The sequence below is a fragment of the Kribbella sp. NPDC050820 genome, assembly GCF_040653975.1.
In the GTDB taxonomy this organism is placed as follows: domain Bacteria; phylum Actinomycetota; class Actinomycetes; order Propionibacteriales; family Kribbellaceae; genus Kribbella.
Window position 1 is genome coordinate 1 of the sequence record NZ_JBFAHB010000075.1, and the last position, 15,492, is coordinate 15,492.

Consider the following 15,492-nt stretch of genomic DNA (forward strand, 5'->3'; position numbering starts at 1 on the left):
GGCACCCCGGGCCCGGCGCGACTTGTTTGTCCTTGCTAGCGCTTCTTGGCGTCCGACTGTTCCGGCTCGCGCAGGGACTCGAGCTCCGACTTGGTCTTGTCGTCGAGCTCGGGCTCGGTCTTGCCGTTGGGGGTCTCGACCGGGGTGGACTCGTCGAGCTCGCCGCCGCCGGCTGAGTCGCTGTGCCAGTGCGGCGGGGTCTTGGCGGAATGGCGCAGGCTGGCGACCGTGGTGATGGCGAGCGTGATGATGATGAAGCCCAGCGAGAACCAGATCGGGATCTCCGGAGCCCACTCGATGTGGTGACCACCGTTGATGAACGGCAGCTCGTTCACGTGCATCGCGTGCAGCACCAGCTTCACGCCGATGAAGGCGAGCACCACGGACAGCCCGATCGACAGGTACACCAGCCGCTTCAGCAGGTCGCCGAGCAGGAAGTACAGCTGCCGCAGACCCATCAGGGCGAACACGTTCGCGGTGAAGACCAGGAACGGCTCCTGGGTGAGGCCGTAGATCGCCGGGATCGAGTCCAGCGCGAACAGCAGGTCGGTGGTGCCGAGCGCGATGATCACGATCGCCATCGGGGTGACGAGCCGCTTGCCGTTCTGCACGACGGTCAGCTTGACGCCGTTGTATTCGTGGGTCGCGTTCAGCCGCTTCTTGGCGAACCGGATGACCGCGTTCTCCTTGTAGTCGTCATCGTCGTTCTCACCCTGCCGGGCCAGGTGGATCGCGGTGTAGACCAGGAACGCGCCGAACAGGTAGAAGACCCAGGAGAACTGGTTGATCGCGGCCGCGCCGACGGCGATGAAGATGCCGCGGAACACCAGCGCCAGGATGATGCCGATCAGCAGCGCGGTCTGCTGGTACTTCCTGGGCACGCCGAACCTGGACATGATGATCAGGAAGATGAAGAGGTTGTCGACGCTGAGGCTGTACTCGGTCAGCCAGCCGGCGAAGAACTCTCCCGCGTACTGACCACCCGAGAACACCCAGACCCCGAGGCCGAAGACGATCGCCAGACCGACGTAGAACGCGATCGCGGTCGCCGACTCCCGGGTGGTCGGTTCGTGCGGGCGCCGCCCGATGATGAACACATCGAACGCGAGCAGCGCGAGCAGCACACCGACGGTGATGTACCAAACGTAGTCAGCAACGTGCACAGGAAACCTCCGGAGCGCAGACGGAACAGGACTCCGAAGGTCTCTTCCGCCTGACTCGCTGGACGAGCCTGGCCGGCGGCACCGGGCGCGGGAAGCGAGTCCCTTGACCGTGATGACGATACCGCCGCGAAGGAATACTCCCCTTCTCCACCCCTATTCTGACCGGTCGATGTCCAAGTCACCAAATCCGGAGCGCCGTATCCAGTTGTCGGAATGATCACGGCCCGCAGTGGGAATATCCCGGTTCGGTCACCGGTTGTGAGCAACTGTCGCCCTCATCACACTCGGTCAGATTGTGTACGGCGTACTGTATACCCTGCGTACCGAGTCAGCGATGACCCGGTGTGACGGGCGTCACGGCCGCTTCGACTTCGGAAGTTTGGCCACGATCGTCTCGTACGACATGTCGATCAGCTCGAGGATCTCGTCGTCGGGCACGGCGCCGCCGAGCCGGACCGTGTTCCAGCTCGAGCGGCCGATGTACGCCATCTTCGCGACGTCCGCCGGATAGGTGTCGACCAGCTCGTCGGCCTCCTCCCGGTTGCTCCCGCACTTGATCCCGACCCCGTCACCGCCGAGGAACGCGAAGATCTTGTCGCCGACCTTCGCCACCACGTCCCCCTCCCACGGCTCGTCCTGCCACGCCCCCGCCTTCCCCAGGCAGTGCTCCAGTACGTCGTGACCGGTGAGTCTCGACATCCCACTCCCCTCTCGTCCCGCTACTCCCCTCTCGTACCACGACGAACCGTACGCTGCGGGACATGACTTCTGTTGTGGTTGCCGCCGTACAGGCCGGCTCGACGCTGTTCGACACGCCCGCGACACTGGTGACGGCGGAGCGATACGTGCGGGAGGCTGCGGCGGGTGGCGCGCGGGTGATCGTGCTGCCGGAGGCGTTTCTGGGCGGGTATCCGAAGGGGCTCGACTTCGGGATCACGGTTGGTGCGCGGTCGCCGGAGGGGAGGGACGTCTTTCGGCGGTATCGCGAGGCTGCGGTTGAGGTGCCGGGACCGGAGATCGCGCGGCTGGCGGAACTCGCGGCCGAGCTGGACGTCCACCTGGTCGCCGGGGTGATCGAGCGGGCCGGTGGAACGCTGTACTGCACGGCGGTCTTCCTCGATCCGCGGCGCGGGCTCGTCGCGACGCATCGCAAGCTGATGCCGACCGCGGCGGAGCGCTACCTCTGGGGACAGGGCGATGGGTCGACCATGCCGGCCGTGCACACCGAGGTCGGCGTACTGGGCGCGGCCATCTGCTGGGAGAACTACATGCCGCTGTTCCGGCAGTCGATGTACTCCAAGGGCGTCCAGCTGTGGTGTGCGCCGACGGTCGACGACCGCGACCAGTGGCAGGCGACCATGCGGCACATCGCGCTCGAGGGCCGGTGCTTCGTGATCAGCGCGAACCAGTACCTCACCCGGGCCGACCTGCCGGACGACGTACACCCGATCCAGGGCGACGCACCGGAGACCGTACTCATCGACGGCGGCAGCGTGATCGTGTCCCCCCTCGGCGAGATCCTCGCCGGCCCCCTCCGCGGCCGCCCCGGCGTCCTGCTCGCTGAGCTCGACCTCAGCGACCTGGACCGCGCCAACTTCGACTTCGACCCCAACGGCCACTACGCCCGCCCTGACCTCTTCACCCTAGCCGTCAACGAATCCCCCCAACCCACCGTCATCCGCCACCCCTAACCCCACCCCCACACAACACCCCAAGCTCCCGGTCGCACGCGACACCACAACCCACCGCCGTACGCCACCCCAGACCCCACCGCCGCCCAACACATGAGAACCCACCGCCACACAGAACCCCACAGCCCACCGCCGTACGCCCCCGAGCCGGCGTCATACGGCACCCCAGACCCGACCGCCGTACGGCGCTCCAGGCCGACCGCCGTACGACCACCCCAGAGCCACCACCGCAGGACCACCCAGCACCCACCGCCGCACGCCACCCCACAGCCCACCGCCGTACGACCACCCCACGCCCCGACCGCCCGTACGACCGCCCGGACCCCAACGTCGTACGCCTCACCTGAATCGGTGCTCGACGTCAGGCGTGTCGTTGAAGAATGCGTTTTGCGTTCTGCCTGATCCAGCTGTCGGGGTGCTCCGCGGCGATCCGATCGAAGACCTCCGCGTCGGCTGACGCCCACGACTTCGCAGCGACCCGCATCGCGCCAATCAACCTGAAGTCGGACCACGATACGAGGTCGTCCTGAACGAGCTTGCGGCTGAAGGCGCCGACCCTCGGATCTTTGAGCTTGGCCAGCGAGTCGAACCAGTAGGCACGGAGGTCTTCGCCATCGTCCGGGTCCTGTGGACCGAAGGCTGGGTCGCTACACATCTCCAGCACGAAGTCGAGGTCCGCCGGCTGCACGCCGTAGCGGTACGCCTGACTCACGCGACGCACGAGGTCGCGCTGTGCATACCCGCGATCGCCATTTCGCCAGTCGGCGGCCGCCGCTGTGGCGATCTGCGTCAGCATCCCGTGCACTCGCCGCAGGTGGTACGACGCCCGCAGCGCGTCCACCAGAACTTCGAGAACAGCCGGGCCAGGCGAGGAGTCGATGATCCGCTGACACCCGGCGAGGATCGTCTCGTCAGGCGCGAGCACCCAGTCATGTCCAAGGTGCTCACGCTCCTCGAGCTCGAGGTGAAGTTCCGTCACCACATAGGACTCGGCCGCCTCCCACTGCGGACCATAGTCGAGGTTCGCCAGGAACTCGTCGGTCTCCCGTGACCACGACACCCGACTGGCCCGGCTACTTGGCGCCGGCGGCGGTCATTTGGCGGAGTTCTTTCTTCAGTTCGGAGATTTCGTCGCGGTAGCGGGCTGCTACCTCGAACTGGAGCTCGGCGGCGGCGTTGTGCATCTGGTCGGTCAGCTGCTGGATCAGGTCGGCCAGGTCCGACGACGGGAGGCCGCCGGCCAGTTCCTTCGCCTTCTCGCCCGCCTTCGCCTTGCCGCCACCCGGGACCGGCGCCTTGCCGCGCGACTGCGTCCGGCCGGAGCCAAGCAGCTCGGCGGTGTCCGCGTCCTCGCGGGCCAGCATGTCGGTGATATCGGCGATCTTCTTCCGCAGCGGCTGCGGGTCGATCCCGGCTTCCTTGTTGTAAGCCATCTGCTTGGCGCGGCGCCGGTTCGTCTCGTCGATCGCCTGCTCCATCGACGGAGTGATCTTGTCGGCGTACATGAACACCTGGCCGGACACGTTACGCGCCGCACGGCCGATGGTCTGGATCAGCGACCGGCCGGATCGCAGGAAGCCCTCCTTGTCGGCGTCCAGGATCGCGACCAGCGACACCTCCGGCAGGTCGAGGCCCTCCCGGAGCAGGTTGATGCCGACGAGTACGTCGTACTCCCCCATGCGGAGCTCGCGGAGCAGCTCGACGCGGCGGAGCGTGTCGACCTCGGAGTGCAGGTACCTGGTCCGGATGCCCATCTCGAGCAGGTAGTCGGTCAGGTCCTCGGACATCTTCTTGGTCAGCGTGGTGACCAGGACCCGCTCGTTCCGCTCGACCCGGATCCGGATCTCGTGGATCAGGTCGTCGATCTGGCCCTTGGTCGGCTTCACGATCACCTCGGGGTCGACCAGGCCGGTCGGCCGGATGATCTGCTCGACGAACCCGTCGGACTTGTCCTGCTCGTACTGCCCAGGGGTGGCGGACAGGTAGACGGTCTGGCCGATCCGCTCCAGGAACTCCTCCCAGCGCAGCGGCCGGTTGTCCATCGCCGACGGCAGCCGGAACCCGTGCTCGACCAGCGTCCGCTTCCGGGACATGTCGCCCTCGTACATCCCGCCGATCTGAGGGACGGTCACGTGCGACTCGTCGATGACGAGCAGGAAGTCCTCCGGGAAGTAGTCCAGCAGGCAGTGCGGCGCCGTACCCGGCTCGCGGCCGTCGGTGTGGCGGGAGTAGTTCTCGATGCCCGAGCAGGTGCCGATCTGGCGCATCATCTCGATGTCGTACGTCGTCCGCATCCGCAGCCGCTGAGCCTCCAGCAACTGTCCGCCGCGCTCGAGCTCCGCCAGCCGGTCGGCCAGCTCCGCCTCGATCGAGGTGATCGCGCGCTCCATTCGCTCCGGCGCGGTCACGTAGTGCGTCGCGGCGCCGATGTAGACCTCGTCCTCTTCGCTCAGCACCTCGCCGGTCAGCGGGTGCAGCGTCATCACGCGCTCGATCTCGTCACCGAAGAACTCCACCCGGACGGCGAGCTCCTGGTACACCGGGAACACCTCGAGCGTGTCGCCGCGGACCCGGAACGTGCCGCGGGTGCCGGCCAGGTCGTTGCGTGCGTACTGCACGCCGACGAGCTTGCGCAGGAGCCCGTCGCGGTCCATCTCGGTGCCGACCTTCACGTGGATCATCCGGTTCAGGTACTCGTCGGCGGAGCCCAGGCCGTAGATACAGGAGACGGTCGCGACCACGACCACGTCGCGGCGGGTGAGCAGCGACCAGGTCGCCGAGTGCCGCAGTCGCTCGACCTCCTCGTTGATCGAGGAGTCCTTCTCGATGTAGGTGTCCGTCTGCGGGACGTACGCCTCCGGCTGGTAGTAGTCGTAGTAGGAGACGAAGTACTCGACGGCGTTGGCCGGGAAGAAGTGCCGAAGCTCGTTCGCGAACTGGGCGGCGAGGGTCTTGTTCGGCTGCAGGATCAGCATCGGCCGCTGGATCCGCTCGGCCAGCCAGGCGATGGTGGCCGTCTTGCCGGTGCCGGTGGCGCCCAGCAGGACGACGTCCTGCTCGCCGGAGTTGATCCGGCGCTCGAGGTCCGCGATCGCGGTCGGCTGGTCGCCCGCCGGCTCGAAATCCGACACGACCTTGAGCGGCGCGACCATCCGCTGGAGATCCGAGACCTGTCTCATGCCCCCCACCGTACGGCGCGCCGCCGACAGTTTCTAAGAACCCCAGGTCAGGCGCCGGTCAGAAGCTCTTGACCAGGGTGTTGTTCATGTAGATGAGTTCGTTGACCCGGCGCTTGTAGACAGTGGCCTCGAGGCCGGCGTCGGTGGCGGTGACGCGGTCGAACTTGTCCTGGTAGGCGGTGACGAAGCCCTTGAAGGGGATCAGTTTGCCGCTCGACGTCGGCACGTAGGCGGAGTACGACAGCGCGTAGCACGCCTTGATCGCCTCGTTGGCGGGCTTGCAGACGACCCCCGCGCCGATCCGGACGTTCTTCATGTTGTTCGACTCGATGTCGACCAGGTGCTCGGCGAACCCCTTGGCGTCGTACAGCTCTGTCTGCCGGACCCAGTAGTACCCGTCGATCAGGCCGCGCCGGTTGAACTGCTGCAGGATGTAGTTCTTTCCACTCTTCGACTTGTCCCAGTCCGGCAGCCAGCCCTTGGCCGGGGTGAACCACACGCCCCAACCGACCTGCACGCCCTTGTCGTTCGGACCGGGCGTGTCGACCGGCTTGGTCGGCGTCGGGGGCGTGTACATGGTGCCGACCGGGTTCGGCGTCTGCTCCGCGACCGGCGTCTCGTCGTCCCCGCCGGTCACCAGCAGGACCACGCCGACCGCGACCAGGACGACGGCCAGCACCGCGCCGCCGATGATGATCAGCTGCGACCGGTTCGACTTCCGCTGCTGCGGCCGCTGCGGCCCGGTCCCCCACCCGCCGGCCGGAGGTCCACCGGGACCGCCGGCGTTGGGGGCCTGGCCCCAGCCGCCGGCCGAGGGGGCGGGTGGCGGTCCCGGGGGCGGCCCGTACTGCTGACTCATAGATCGTCCTCGCGGTGTGTCATCGATGTGGTCATCAGAGGCTGTCGAGCACCGACTTCTTCATGGTTTCGGCGTCTGCCTCGGCCTTCTGGGCGAAGTCGACCCTGGTGCGGAAGTCCAGGGCGGTGGCCACGTTGTCCTTGCGCCGGTACACCTCGACGTAGCCCTGCACCTTGACGTCCGCGCCGGTCTTGTCCTTGGCGGTGGAGGTGTAGCTCATCGCGACGCACTCCTCCAAGACGTCCTTCGGGCACGGCAGGTTCCGGGTGTTCCCGAGCTGGGCGATCTCGTTCTCGGTCTCGCCCTCGACGATCGCCAGCAGGTACGCCTGCGCCGTCACGTTCTGCTTCTGCCGGACCCAGAAGAACGCCCGCGGCTCGCCGTTCGGCGCGTACGTGACGAGCTCCTTGCCCTGCGTCTCCTTCGCCAGCAGGCTCCAGCCCTCCACCGGTACGACGGACACGCCGAAGCCGACCTGGAGCGCATTGGCCGGCGGCGCGTACGACGTCACCGGCGTGCTGACCGTCGGAGCCGGCGTCGGCGGCTGCTCGGCGGTGTCGTCACCACCACCGGACAGCAGCACCAGCGCAACCGCGACCAGCACGACGACGATCAGTCCAGCGCCGATCGGGAGCAGCAGCGGCGGGATCCGCGTGCCCTTCTTCTCTGGCGGCGGCCGGCGCAGCGAGGGCGGTCCGACCTTCTCGCCCCACGCGGAGCTGGTCTCCGTGGCCGGGCCGGGCCCAGGCCCCGACGCATCCGTCCACGGACTGGGTGGCGGAGGTACTTCGAGGTCCCACGGCGAGGGCGGCAGCTCCGGCTCCGTCGCAGCTGCCGCCTCGTCCGTGTCGGGTCCCGGCTGGTTGACCCAGGGGTTGCCCCCGCCGGAACCCCTGTCGCGCTTGCCGTTCACTGGCTCTTGACCACCGACTGCAGCATCTTGGTGGTGTCGGCCTCGGCGGTCGCGACCTTGTCCTTGCGCGCGTACACCCGGATCAGGGTGATCACGCCGTCCTCGCGCTCGACGACGCCGACGAACCCGACCACCTGCAGGCTGCCGTTCTGGGTGGTCGACACCGCCGAGTAGCTCTGCGTGGTGACGACCTTGACCGGGGTCTTGTCGTTCTCGCCCGGCTTGGTCTCCCGCGGCGAGTTCGTCTTGACGTTCGACAGGCCCTTGGTCTCGGCCTTCAGCAACTGCGGCAGCACCGTCGCCGTGGTCTCACCCTCGGCCTTGATCACGTTCACCATGAAGTACGCCTCGCCCTGCTTGAGCAGGTAGACGCCCTTGAAGTTGTCCAGGCTCTTGCGGATGTAGCCCGGCTGCGGCTTCACGTAGACGCCCTCGCCGACCTCGAGGCCCTCGTCGGTGTTGGTCGGCTCGGGCGATGGCGACGGGTTCTCGGTGTTGGTGGTGGTCGGCTCCGGGTTCGGGGCCGCCTCCTCCTTGTCGCCGCCGCCGAAGATCAGCGCCAGGACGACACCGATCACCGCGACGACGGCGAGTGCGCCGCCGGCCAGGTACAGGATCTTGTTGCCACCACCCTTGCCACGCGGAGGCTGACCGCCGTACTGACCCCATTGCTGCTGTTGCTGGCCGTACCCCTGCTGCTGCGGGTAGCCCTGCTGGCCCGGGTACTGCTGTTGCTGCCCCGGGTACTGCTGTTGCTGCCCCGGGTACTGCTGCTGGCCGGGGTACTGCGGACCACCAGGCTGCCCACCGGGCTGCTGCCCCGGCTGCTGGCCCTGGTACGGCGGCTGACCCGGCTGACCGTAGCCCGGCGGAGCCTGCTGCGGCCGCCCGTACCCAGGCTGCTGCTGACCGGGCTGCTGGTGCCCAGGCTGCTGCCCCGGCTGACCGTAACCAGGCTGCTGACCCGGCTGACCGTAGCCAGGCTGCGGCTGCCCGGGCTGTCCGTAGCCCGGCTGCCCGCCATACGGCTGCTGCCCCTGGCCGCCCTGCCCGTAGGGCGGTTGCTGGTTGCTCATGCCTGCGTCTCCCCGGTCGTCGCCTCGTACCCACCTGCTGCAGCCGGCGCTGCCACTCCGCGGGCGGACTTCGGCACGGATCGCACCGAGTTGCCACAGGCGGAGCAGAAGTCGGAGTGCGGCAGCAGCGGCATCTCACAGCGCGAGCAGAACGCCAGGTCGCCCGACGCGTGGTTGGAACCACCGCGCGCGGCCGCCTCCAGCGCCGCCTCGAGCAGGCCCTTGTGCAGCACCGAGCGAACCCGGATGATCAGCGCGCCGAGCAGCAGCAGGCCCCAGAGCACGCCGAGGATCGAGCCGACCGTCGAGCCGTGGCCGCCGACGAACCCGAGCAGGTAGACCCCGCCCTGGAACAGCGCGTTGACCAGGATCGCCTGGATGACTCCGGCCACCCAGCGCGGCGTGAACCCGTCGTACCCCTCGCCCAGGCCGGAGAACTCGGCGGCGGCGAGGCCGGTCGCGGACCCGTAGATCAGCGGCTTGATGAACCCGTGCAGCACCACGATCGAGATCCAGGTGCCGGCGCTGCTGCCCGGCCCGGCGAACCCGCCGCTGATCCAGCCCCAGTGCAGCACCAGGGTCTCGAAGCAGGCGAACCCGACACCGGCCACCACGCCGAACGTGAAGCCGTCCATCAGGTCGTCGTACCGCGGCCGCGAGGCCAGGTAGAGCGGGCCGACCTGCCGGATGAGCTCCGACACGACCGGCACCAGCAGGAGCAGGATCAGCAGGTCCCGCGCGGCCGGGCCGGCCTCGGTGCCGCCGATCGTGTCGATCGACAGCACGAGCTTGTCCGACCACAGCCACGTGAAGACCGCGGCCAGCACACCGGTCAACACGAACGCGGCCGCGACGACCGGGATCGGCTCGTCCTCCCAGAGGTTCACGTCGTACAGGTAGAGGATGTAGACGATCGGGATGGAGAAGGCGGCCACCATGATCGCGACCGGCAGCGCACCGAGCGCGGCCGTGATCACGGTCAGCAGCAGCGCGATGCCCAGCGCGACCTTGTAGGTGTAGGGCTGTTTGCCCGAGCCCTGCGGCATGATCGTGGAGACCAGCCGGAACGACGCCACCGGCTCATCCGGCCTGGCGGCGTACGCCTTCTTCCGCTCGGCGTCCCCGGAGCGCACGTCGTTGCCACAGTGGTGGCAGAAGTGCGACACCTCGGGGACGTCTGAGTTGCAGCGCGGACAGACCACGCCATCCTCCCAACCTCGGACGTCCGCACCGGCGCGGGGCGCGCCGGCGGTGCTCGCGGCCCAGTCACCTGGGCCGGACCGGGACAGATTCTCGTACAGGCCGGCCAGGATTCATCATTTACCGCGCAGGGGTCACGGTTTCGTGTCCGGACCGTGCCCTGAATCAGTTCGCGCGGCTCTGTAACTCTTCCCACACCTCGCCGACCCGCCGGTCCAGGTCCTCGAGAGTGCCTGAGTTGTCAACGACGACGTCGGCCACGGCCAGCCGCTGCTCCCGCGAAGCCTGGCTGGCGATCCGCTGCTTCGCTTCCGCTTCAGTCATCCCGCGCTGCGCGGTGAGCCGCTCGACCTGCACCTCGACCGGCACGTCGACGATCAGCAGTACGTCGAACTTGCCGGCCTGACCGGTCTCGACCAGCAGCGGGATGTCGTGCACCACCACGGCACCAGCCGGCGCGGCCGCCTCGATCTCGGCCGCCCGGGATCGGACCCGCGGGTGGATGATCGCCTCCAGCTTCCGCCGGGCCGCCTCGTCGCCGAACACGATCCGCCCCACCGCCGGCCGGTCCAGCTCAGCTTCCGGAGTGAGTACGCCGTCGCCGAACACCTCGACCACCTCGGTCAGCCCGTCGGTGCCCTTGGCGACCACCTCGCGCGCCAGTACGTCGGAGTCGATCACCACCGCCCCACGCGCCGCCAACCGCGCCGACACCGCACTCTTCCCGGACCCGATCCCACCGGTCAGTCCCACTCTCAGCACAGGCAACACCCTATCGACGTGCGAGACCCCCGCACCCAGTACGGGGGTGCGGGGGTCTCGGGCCTTGCGATGACCTGGTCAGCCTGTCGTCAGGCTCAGCCCTGGCCGGTCAGCTTCTCGCGGAGCGCCTGCAGCGCCTCGTCGGAAGCGAGCGCACCCTCGACGGGAGCGTCGTCCTTCGGAGCCGCAGCGGAGGAGTACGTCGACGCCTCGCCGGCCTCGACGTCGGCCGTCTTGGCCTCCTCGATCTGCTTCTTGTGGGCCTCCCAGCGCGCGTGGGCCTCGGCGTACTGCCGCTCCCACTCCTCACGCTGCTTGTCGAAGCCCTCGAGCCACTCGCCGGTCTCCGGGTCGAAGCCCTCGGGGTAGACGTAGTTGCCCTGCTCGTCGTACGTCGCCGTCATGCCGTACAGCGTCGGGTCGAAGTCGTCCGAGACCGGGTCGACACCCTCGTTGGCCTGCTTGAGCGACAGCGAGATCCGGCGCCGCTCCAGGTCGATGTCGATGATCTTGACCATGACGTCGTCGTTGACCTGGACGACCTGCTCCGGGATCTCGACGTGCCGCTCGGCCAGCTCGGAGATGTGCACCAGACCCTCGATGCCCTCCTCCACGCGGACGAACGCACCGAACGGAACCAGCTTGGTGACCTTGCCGGGCACGATCTGGCCCATCTGGTGGGTCCGGGCGAACTGCTGCCACGGGTCTTCCTGGGTCGCCTTCAGCGACAGCGAGACGCGCTCGCGGTCCATGTCGACGTCCAGCACCTCGACGGTGACCTCCTGGCCGACCTCGACGACCTCGGTCGGGTGGTCGATGTGCTTCCAGGACAGCTCCGACACGTGCACCAGGCCGTCGACGCCGCCGAGGTCCACGAACGCGCCGAAGTTGACGATCGAGGACACGACACCCTTGCGGATCTGGCCCTTCTGCAGCTGGGTGAGGAAGTTCATCCGCACCTCGGACTGCGTCTGCTCCAGCCACGCCCGGCGGGACAGGACCACGTTGTTGCGGTTCTTGTCCAGCTCGATGATCTTGGCCTCGATCTCCTGGCCGACGTACGGCTGGAGGTCGCGGACCCGGCGCATCTCGACGAGCGACGCCGGCAGGAAGCCGCGCAGGCCGATGTCCAGGATGAGACCACCCTTGACGACCTCGATGACGGTTCCGGTGACGACGCCGTCCTCTTCCTTGATCTTCTCGATCGTGCCCCAGGCCTTCTCGTACTGGGCGCGCTTCTTGGAGAGGATCAGACGGCCTTCCTTGTCCTCCTTCTGGAGAACGAGGGCCTCGACGTGGTCGCCGACGTTGACGACCTCGTTCGGGTCGACGTCGTGCTTGATCGACAGCTCGCGGGAGGGGATGACGCCTTCGGTCTTGTAACCGATGTCGAGCAGGACCTCGTCCCGGTCGACCTTGACGATGGTGCCCTCGACGATGTCGCCGTCGTTGAAGTACTTGATGGTCTGATCGATCGCCGCGAGGAAGTCTTCCTCCGACCCGATGTCATTGACCGCTACCTGCGGGGTGTTGCGCACTGCGGGGTCGAGAGGTGCCTCGATGCTGGCCGTCATGTGGTGGGTTGCTCCGTGGACTGGTGGTGTCGTGCGGTTGCGTCATGAACCGTTGGATCGCACCAAACCGCTGGATTGCCTGAAGAGCACAGATTCACCACCGAGCTGCTGCGAGCACGAGCCTGCTCCGTCCGAGGTCGCGCGGGCCCATAGCGCACATCACAGAATACCGGTCTTGACGAAGGCAGCACAACCTGGGGCACCCGGTCCTACCGGCCGCCCGCCGAGGTGTCCCGACGTGCCACTCATCTCAATGTACGTCGTCCAGGGCGGGTCGTCCTCCGGCGAGCGTACCCGTGTCCGCCATCCGAGCAACCAGCTCGTGCGCAGCCGCTGCGATCTCGTGCTCCGTCGACCGCCCGGCGAGCTCCAGCAGCGCCCACAGATCTGCCGCCCGGCCGAGGTCCACCAGCGGCTCACCCAGATCCAGCCCACTCCCCCGGACCACGCTCAGCACGGCCCCCGCCAGCACCGGGTCCTGACAGAACCGGAAAAGGTTTCCCAGATCCGTGTACGGCGACCCGGCGTGCGCGAACTCCCAGTCGATCAGCCCGGTGATCCGCGTGGTCGCCGGGTCGACCAGCAGGTTCTTCGGGTTGAAGTCACTGTGCACCAGACACACTCGATCGACCCCGTCGGCCAGCACGTCACCGGCGTACTCGAGGACCTTCCGGAAGCCGGCGACCTGCTCCTGGCTGAACCCAAGATCGAAGCTCTCGAAGTACGCGTCCAGGTCGCCGGACCCGAACGGCTCCACGGCCAGCTCGCCGCCGCGGAACATCCCGAAGGTCAGAAACGGCATCCCGCTCAGCCGGACCAGCAGCTCGCCCAGTTGCTCGCCGACCCGCGCCCGGTCCTCGGCGTCCGCCGTCTCGAGGAAGAGCTGCAGGTTGACCCCCGGCAGCCGCTCGGTCAGCACGTACGGCGGATCCTCCGGCGACCCCTCCCGCTTCGCGTCCAGAATCCGCGGCACGGGCAGCAGCCCCCGCACGAGCTGAAGCAGCGCCGCGTCGACAGCCGCTCGCTCCGGGTCCTTCACGTACAGCTTCAGTACGGCGTCCTCCCCCGCCGCGCTGACCGCATACGTCTGGCCGCCATACCCACCCGTCAACGGCACCGCACTGGCCACGAACTCACTCATGCCAGAGATCCTGCCAAATACACTCGGCTGGACGCGTAACCTAGCCGGGTGGCCGAGCCGCGCAGAGTAGAGCTGACCGAGTCCCAGACCTCACGAGCCAGCCGCACCTACTGGGACTCCGCGGCGAAGGAGTATCTCGCGGAGCATGGCGAGTTCCTCGGCGACGACCGCTTCGTCTGGTGCCCGGAGGGTGTCGACGAGGAGCACGCCCGGCTGCTCGGCCCGGTGCGGAACAAGCGGATCCTCGAAGTCGGCTGCGGCGGCGCCCAGTGTTCGCGCTGGCTCGTCGGGCAGGGCGCCGACGTGGTCGCCTTCGACATCTCGCTCGAGCAACTCCGGATTGCCCGGCAACTCGATGCCCGGACCGGCACCGCCGTACGGACCGTCGCCGCGGACGCGATCGCACTGCCTTACAAGAACGAGACCTTCGACATCGTCTGCTCGGCCTTCGGAGCCCTGCCGTTCGTGGCCGACGCGACCACCGCGCTGCGCGAGATCGCCAGGACGCTCAAGCCCGGCGGGCTGCTGGTGTTCTCGGTGACCCACCCGTTCCGCTGGACCATGCCGGACGACCCGTCGCCGTCCGGCCTGCGCATCACCCACTCCTACTTCGACCGCACGCCGTACGTCGAGGTCGACGACGCCGGTACGCCGATCTACGCCGAGCACCACCGGACGACCGGCGACTGGATCCGCGCGCTGACGACCGCCGGCTTCGTCGTCGACGACCTGCTGGAGCCGGAGTGGCCCGCCGGCCACGACCTGGTCTGGGGTGGCTGGGGGCCCGACCGCGGCCCGTTAGTCCCCGGCACCGCCATCTGGTCCGCCCACCGGCTCTGAGCGCGGCCGCAGCTGGAAGAACGCGACTGCCGCGAGCAGCAGCAGTCCGAGGATCAGCGACACCAGCGGCACCCAGAAGCCGATCAGATTCAGCTGGAACGCCTTCGACTGGTAGCCGCCCTCGGAGACGCCGTTCTCGACTGCGCCCTCCACGTTCTTCGTCACGGTCGCGTCGTCGTACTCGATCGACACCTGGGTCGCGGTCAGCTTGTCCTCGCCGTTGTAGGCGATGGTGGCCTGCTGCTGCTCGCGGCCCTTGATGATCGCGCCGGTGATCGGCTCGACCCACAGCGTCCGGGTGTTCTTGTACGTGCGCTGCACCTCGACCGAGTCGCGGCCCGGCTCGTCGACCAGGTTGCCCGGCACCAGCAGCGGCTTCGCCAGCGCGACCTCCTGCTTGGGCACGTCCTGCTCGAAGACGTACACCTTCAGGCCCTTGAGCGTGTCCGTCTTCTTGTAGTGGATCGGGAACGCCTTGCGCAGCGTGCTGTCCCAGAACTGGTAGGTCGCCTTCTCGGTGCCGAACGGGAACTTCAGCACCAGCCCCTCGTGCCCCTTGAACAGCGGGCTGTTCGGGTCCGGCCGGAGCCGGTCGGCCTTCTCGATCGTGGTGGCGATGTACTCGCCGCTGTTGTCGTCACCCGACGGGTTCCAGCGCACCGCCTCACCGGTGTGCGCGTCCAGCACGACCCGCTCCTGCACGAAGCTCAGCGGCAGCTCCGCGGTCTTCGAGGCGTCGTCGGGGAACTGGTAGTCCTTGGAGTCGTCCGTCACCACGGCGGTGTCGAACACGACGACCTTGCGGTCCAGCGCCTTGCTGATCTTGTCGGCCGCGACCACGTCACCGCGGACGGTCCGGCGGGCCTCCAGCTCGACGCCCGACTTCTCCTTCAGCTCCGCGATGCTGAAGATGGTCGCGTCCGGCCCGGCCGACACGGTGTGCGCGACCTGGTCCGCCGGCGCCACCGCGAGCGCCGGATACGCGTAGAACCTGGCCAGCGCGGCCACGCCCACGAAGAACACCCCGAGCCCGATCAACGTCGCTCGACTACGAGTCCCCACTGCTTCCCCTCCCGGTCTGTCCGCGGGACGCT

14 protein-coding genes are annotated in these 15,492 nt (G+C 68.0%); 2 read left to right on the forward strand and 12 right to left on the reverse strand.

Annotation, left to right across the window (positions count from 1 at the left end):
• Positions 1–35 precede the first annotated feature (35 nt).
• Positions 36–1,163 carry a TerC family protein gene (locus AB0H36_RS39380; protein ID WP_360535615.1) on the reverse strand — a complete coding sequence of 376 codons (1,128 nt, stop codon included), beginning with the start codon at positions 1,161–1,163 and terminating at the stop codon, positions 36–38.
• A gap of 354 nt (positions 1,164–1,517) precedes the next feature.
• Complete coding sequence (locus tag AB0H36_RS39385; protein WP_360535617.1) at positions 1,518–1,862, reverse strand: MmcQ/YjbR family DNA-binding protein; 345 nt, start codon at positions 1,860–1,862, stop codon at positions 1,518–1,520.
• A gap of 62 nt (positions 1,863–1,924) precedes the next feature.
• Between AB0H36_RS39385 and AB0H36_RS39390 the strand changes: the two genes are divergently transcribed.
• Positions 1,925–2,854 carry a carbon-nitrogen hydrolase family protein gene (locus AB0H36_RS39390; RefSeq protein WP_360535619.1) on the forward strand — a complete coding sequence of 310 codons (930 nt, stop codon included), beginning with the start codon at positions 1,925–1,927 and terminating at the stop codon, positions 2,852–2,854.
• A gap of 361 nt (positions 2,855–3,215) precedes the next feature.
• Here AB0H36_RS39390 and AB0H36_RS39395 read toward each other — a convergent pair whose 3' ends face one another.
• From AB0H36_RS39395 to AB0H36_RS39435, 9 genes are all read right to left on the reverse strand, one after another.
• Positions 3,216–3,914, reverse strand: a complete 699-nt coding sequence (locus AB0H36_RS39395; protein WP_360535621.1) for a hypothetical protein — start codon at positions 3,912–3,914, stop codon at positions 3,216–3,218.
• Positions 3,915–3,927: 13 nt separating this feature from the next.
• Positions 3,928–6,033: an excinuclease ABC subunit UvrB gene (gene uvrB, locus AB0H36_RS39400; RefSeq protein WP_360535623.1), complete on the reverse strand. Its 2,106-nt coding sequence runs from the start codon at positions 6,031–6,033 to the stop codon at positions 3,928–3,930.
• 58 nt (positions 6,034–6,091) lie between these two features.
• The gene (locus tag AB0H36_RS39405) at positions 6,092–6,892 is read right to left on the reverse strand and encodes a hypothetical protein (RefSeq protein ID WP_360535626.1); all 801 of its coding nucleotides are present in this window, start codon (positions 6,890–6,892) and stop codon (positions 6,092–6,094) included.
• Between the two features lie 34 nt (positions 6,893–6,926).
• Positions 6,927–7,805, reverse strand: coding sequence for a hypothetical protein (locus AB0H36_RS39410; protein WP_360535628.1), 879 nt, complete (start codon positions 7,803–7,805; stop codon positions 6,927–6,929).
• Positions 7,802–8,881 carry a hypothetical protein gene (locus tag AB0H36_RS39415; RefSeq protein ID WP_360535630.1) on the reverse strand — a complete coding sequence of 360 codons (1,080 nt, stop codon included), beginning with the start codon at positions 8,879–8,881 and terminating at the stop codon, positions 7,802–7,804. The genes AB0H36_RS39410 and AB0H36_RS39415 overlap by 4 nt, the downstream gene beginning before the upstream one ends.
• Entirely contained in the window at positions 8,878–10,083 is a 1,206-nt protein-coding gene (locus tag AB0H36_RS39420; protein ID WP_360535632.1) for a zinc ribbon domain-containing protein, read from the reverse strand. Before AB0H36_RS39420 ends, AB0H36_RS39415 begins: the two co-directional genes overlap by 4 nt.
• Before the next feature lie 163 nt (positions 10,084–10,246).
• A complete protein-coding gene (gene coaE / locus AB0H36_RS39425; protein ID WP_360535634.1) occupies positions 10,247–10,843 on the reverse strand; it encodes a dephospho-CoA kinase in 597 nt (198 codons plus the stop codon).
• Between the two features lie 95 nt (positions 10,844–10,938).
• Positions 10,939–12,417 carry a 30S ribosomal protein S1 gene (gene rpsA / locus AB0H36_RS39430; protein WP_360535636.1) on the reverse strand — a complete coding sequence of 493 codons (1,479 nt, stop codon included), beginning with the start codon at positions 12,415–12,417 and terminating at the stop codon, positions 10,939–10,941.
• 250 nt (positions 12,418–12,667) lie between these two features.
• Positions 12,668–13,558: a phosphotransferase gene (locus AB0H36_RS39435; RefSeq protein ID WP_360535638.1), complete on the reverse strand. Its 891-nt coding sequence runs from the start codon at positions 13,556–13,558 to the stop codon at positions 12,668–12,670.
• Between the two features lie 48 nt (positions 13,559–13,606).
• Here AB0H36_RS39435 and AB0H36_RS39440 point away from each other — a divergent pair, with 48 nt between their 5' ends.
• The gene (locus tag AB0H36_RS39440) at positions 13,607–14,398 is read left to right on the forward strand and encodes a class I SAM-dependent methyltransferase (RefSeq protein ID WP_360535640.1); all 792 of its coding nucleotides are present in this window, start codon (positions 13,607–13,609) and stop codon (positions 14,396–14,398) included.
• On the opposite strand, the gene AB0H36_RS39445 is transcribed toward AB0H36_RS39440, so the two are convergent.
• The gene (locus AB0H36_RS39445) at positions 14,357–15,460 is read right to left on the reverse strand and encodes a DUF3068 domain-containing protein (RefSeq protein WP_360535642.1); all 1,104 of its coding nucleotides are present in this window, start codon (positions 15,458–15,460) and stop codon (positions 14,357–14,359) included. The two genes, AB0H36_RS39440 and AB0H36_RS39445, sit on opposite strands and share 42 nt — an antisense overlap.
• Between the last annotated feature and the right edge of the window lie 32 nt (positions 15,461–15,492).

Bases quoted from the DNA above. Each gene is read 5' to 3' on its own strand.
- uvrB (WP_360535623.1), bottom strand. From the start codon at position 6,033: ATGAGACAGGTCTCGGATCTCCAGCGGATGGTCGCGCCGCTCAAGGTC.
- AB0H36_RS39405 (WP_360535626.1), bottom strand. From the start codon at position 6,892: ATGAGTCAGCAGTACGGGCCGCCCCCGGGACCGCCACCCGCCCCCTCG.
- rpsA (WP_360535636.1), bottom strand. From the start codon at position 12,417: ATGACGGCCAGCATCGAGGCACCTCTCGACCCCGCAGTGCGCAACACC.
- AB0H36_RS39385 (WP_360535617.1), bottom strand. From the start codon at position 1,862: ATGTCGAGACTCACCGGTCACGACGTACTGGAGCACTGCCTGGGGAAG.
- AB0H36_RS39390 (WP_360535619.1), top strand. From the start codon at position 1,925: ATGACTTCTGTTGTGGTTGCCGCCGTACAGGCCGGCTCGACGCTGTTC.
- AB0H36_RS39435 (WP_360535638.1), bottom strand. From the start codon at position 13,558: ATGAGTGAGTTCGTGGCCAGTGCGGTGCCGTTGACGGGTGGGTATGGC.
- AB0H36_RS39415 (WP_360535630.1), bottom strand. From the start codon at position 8,881: ATGAGCAACCAGCAACCGCCCTACGGGCAGGGCGGCCAGGGGCAGCAG.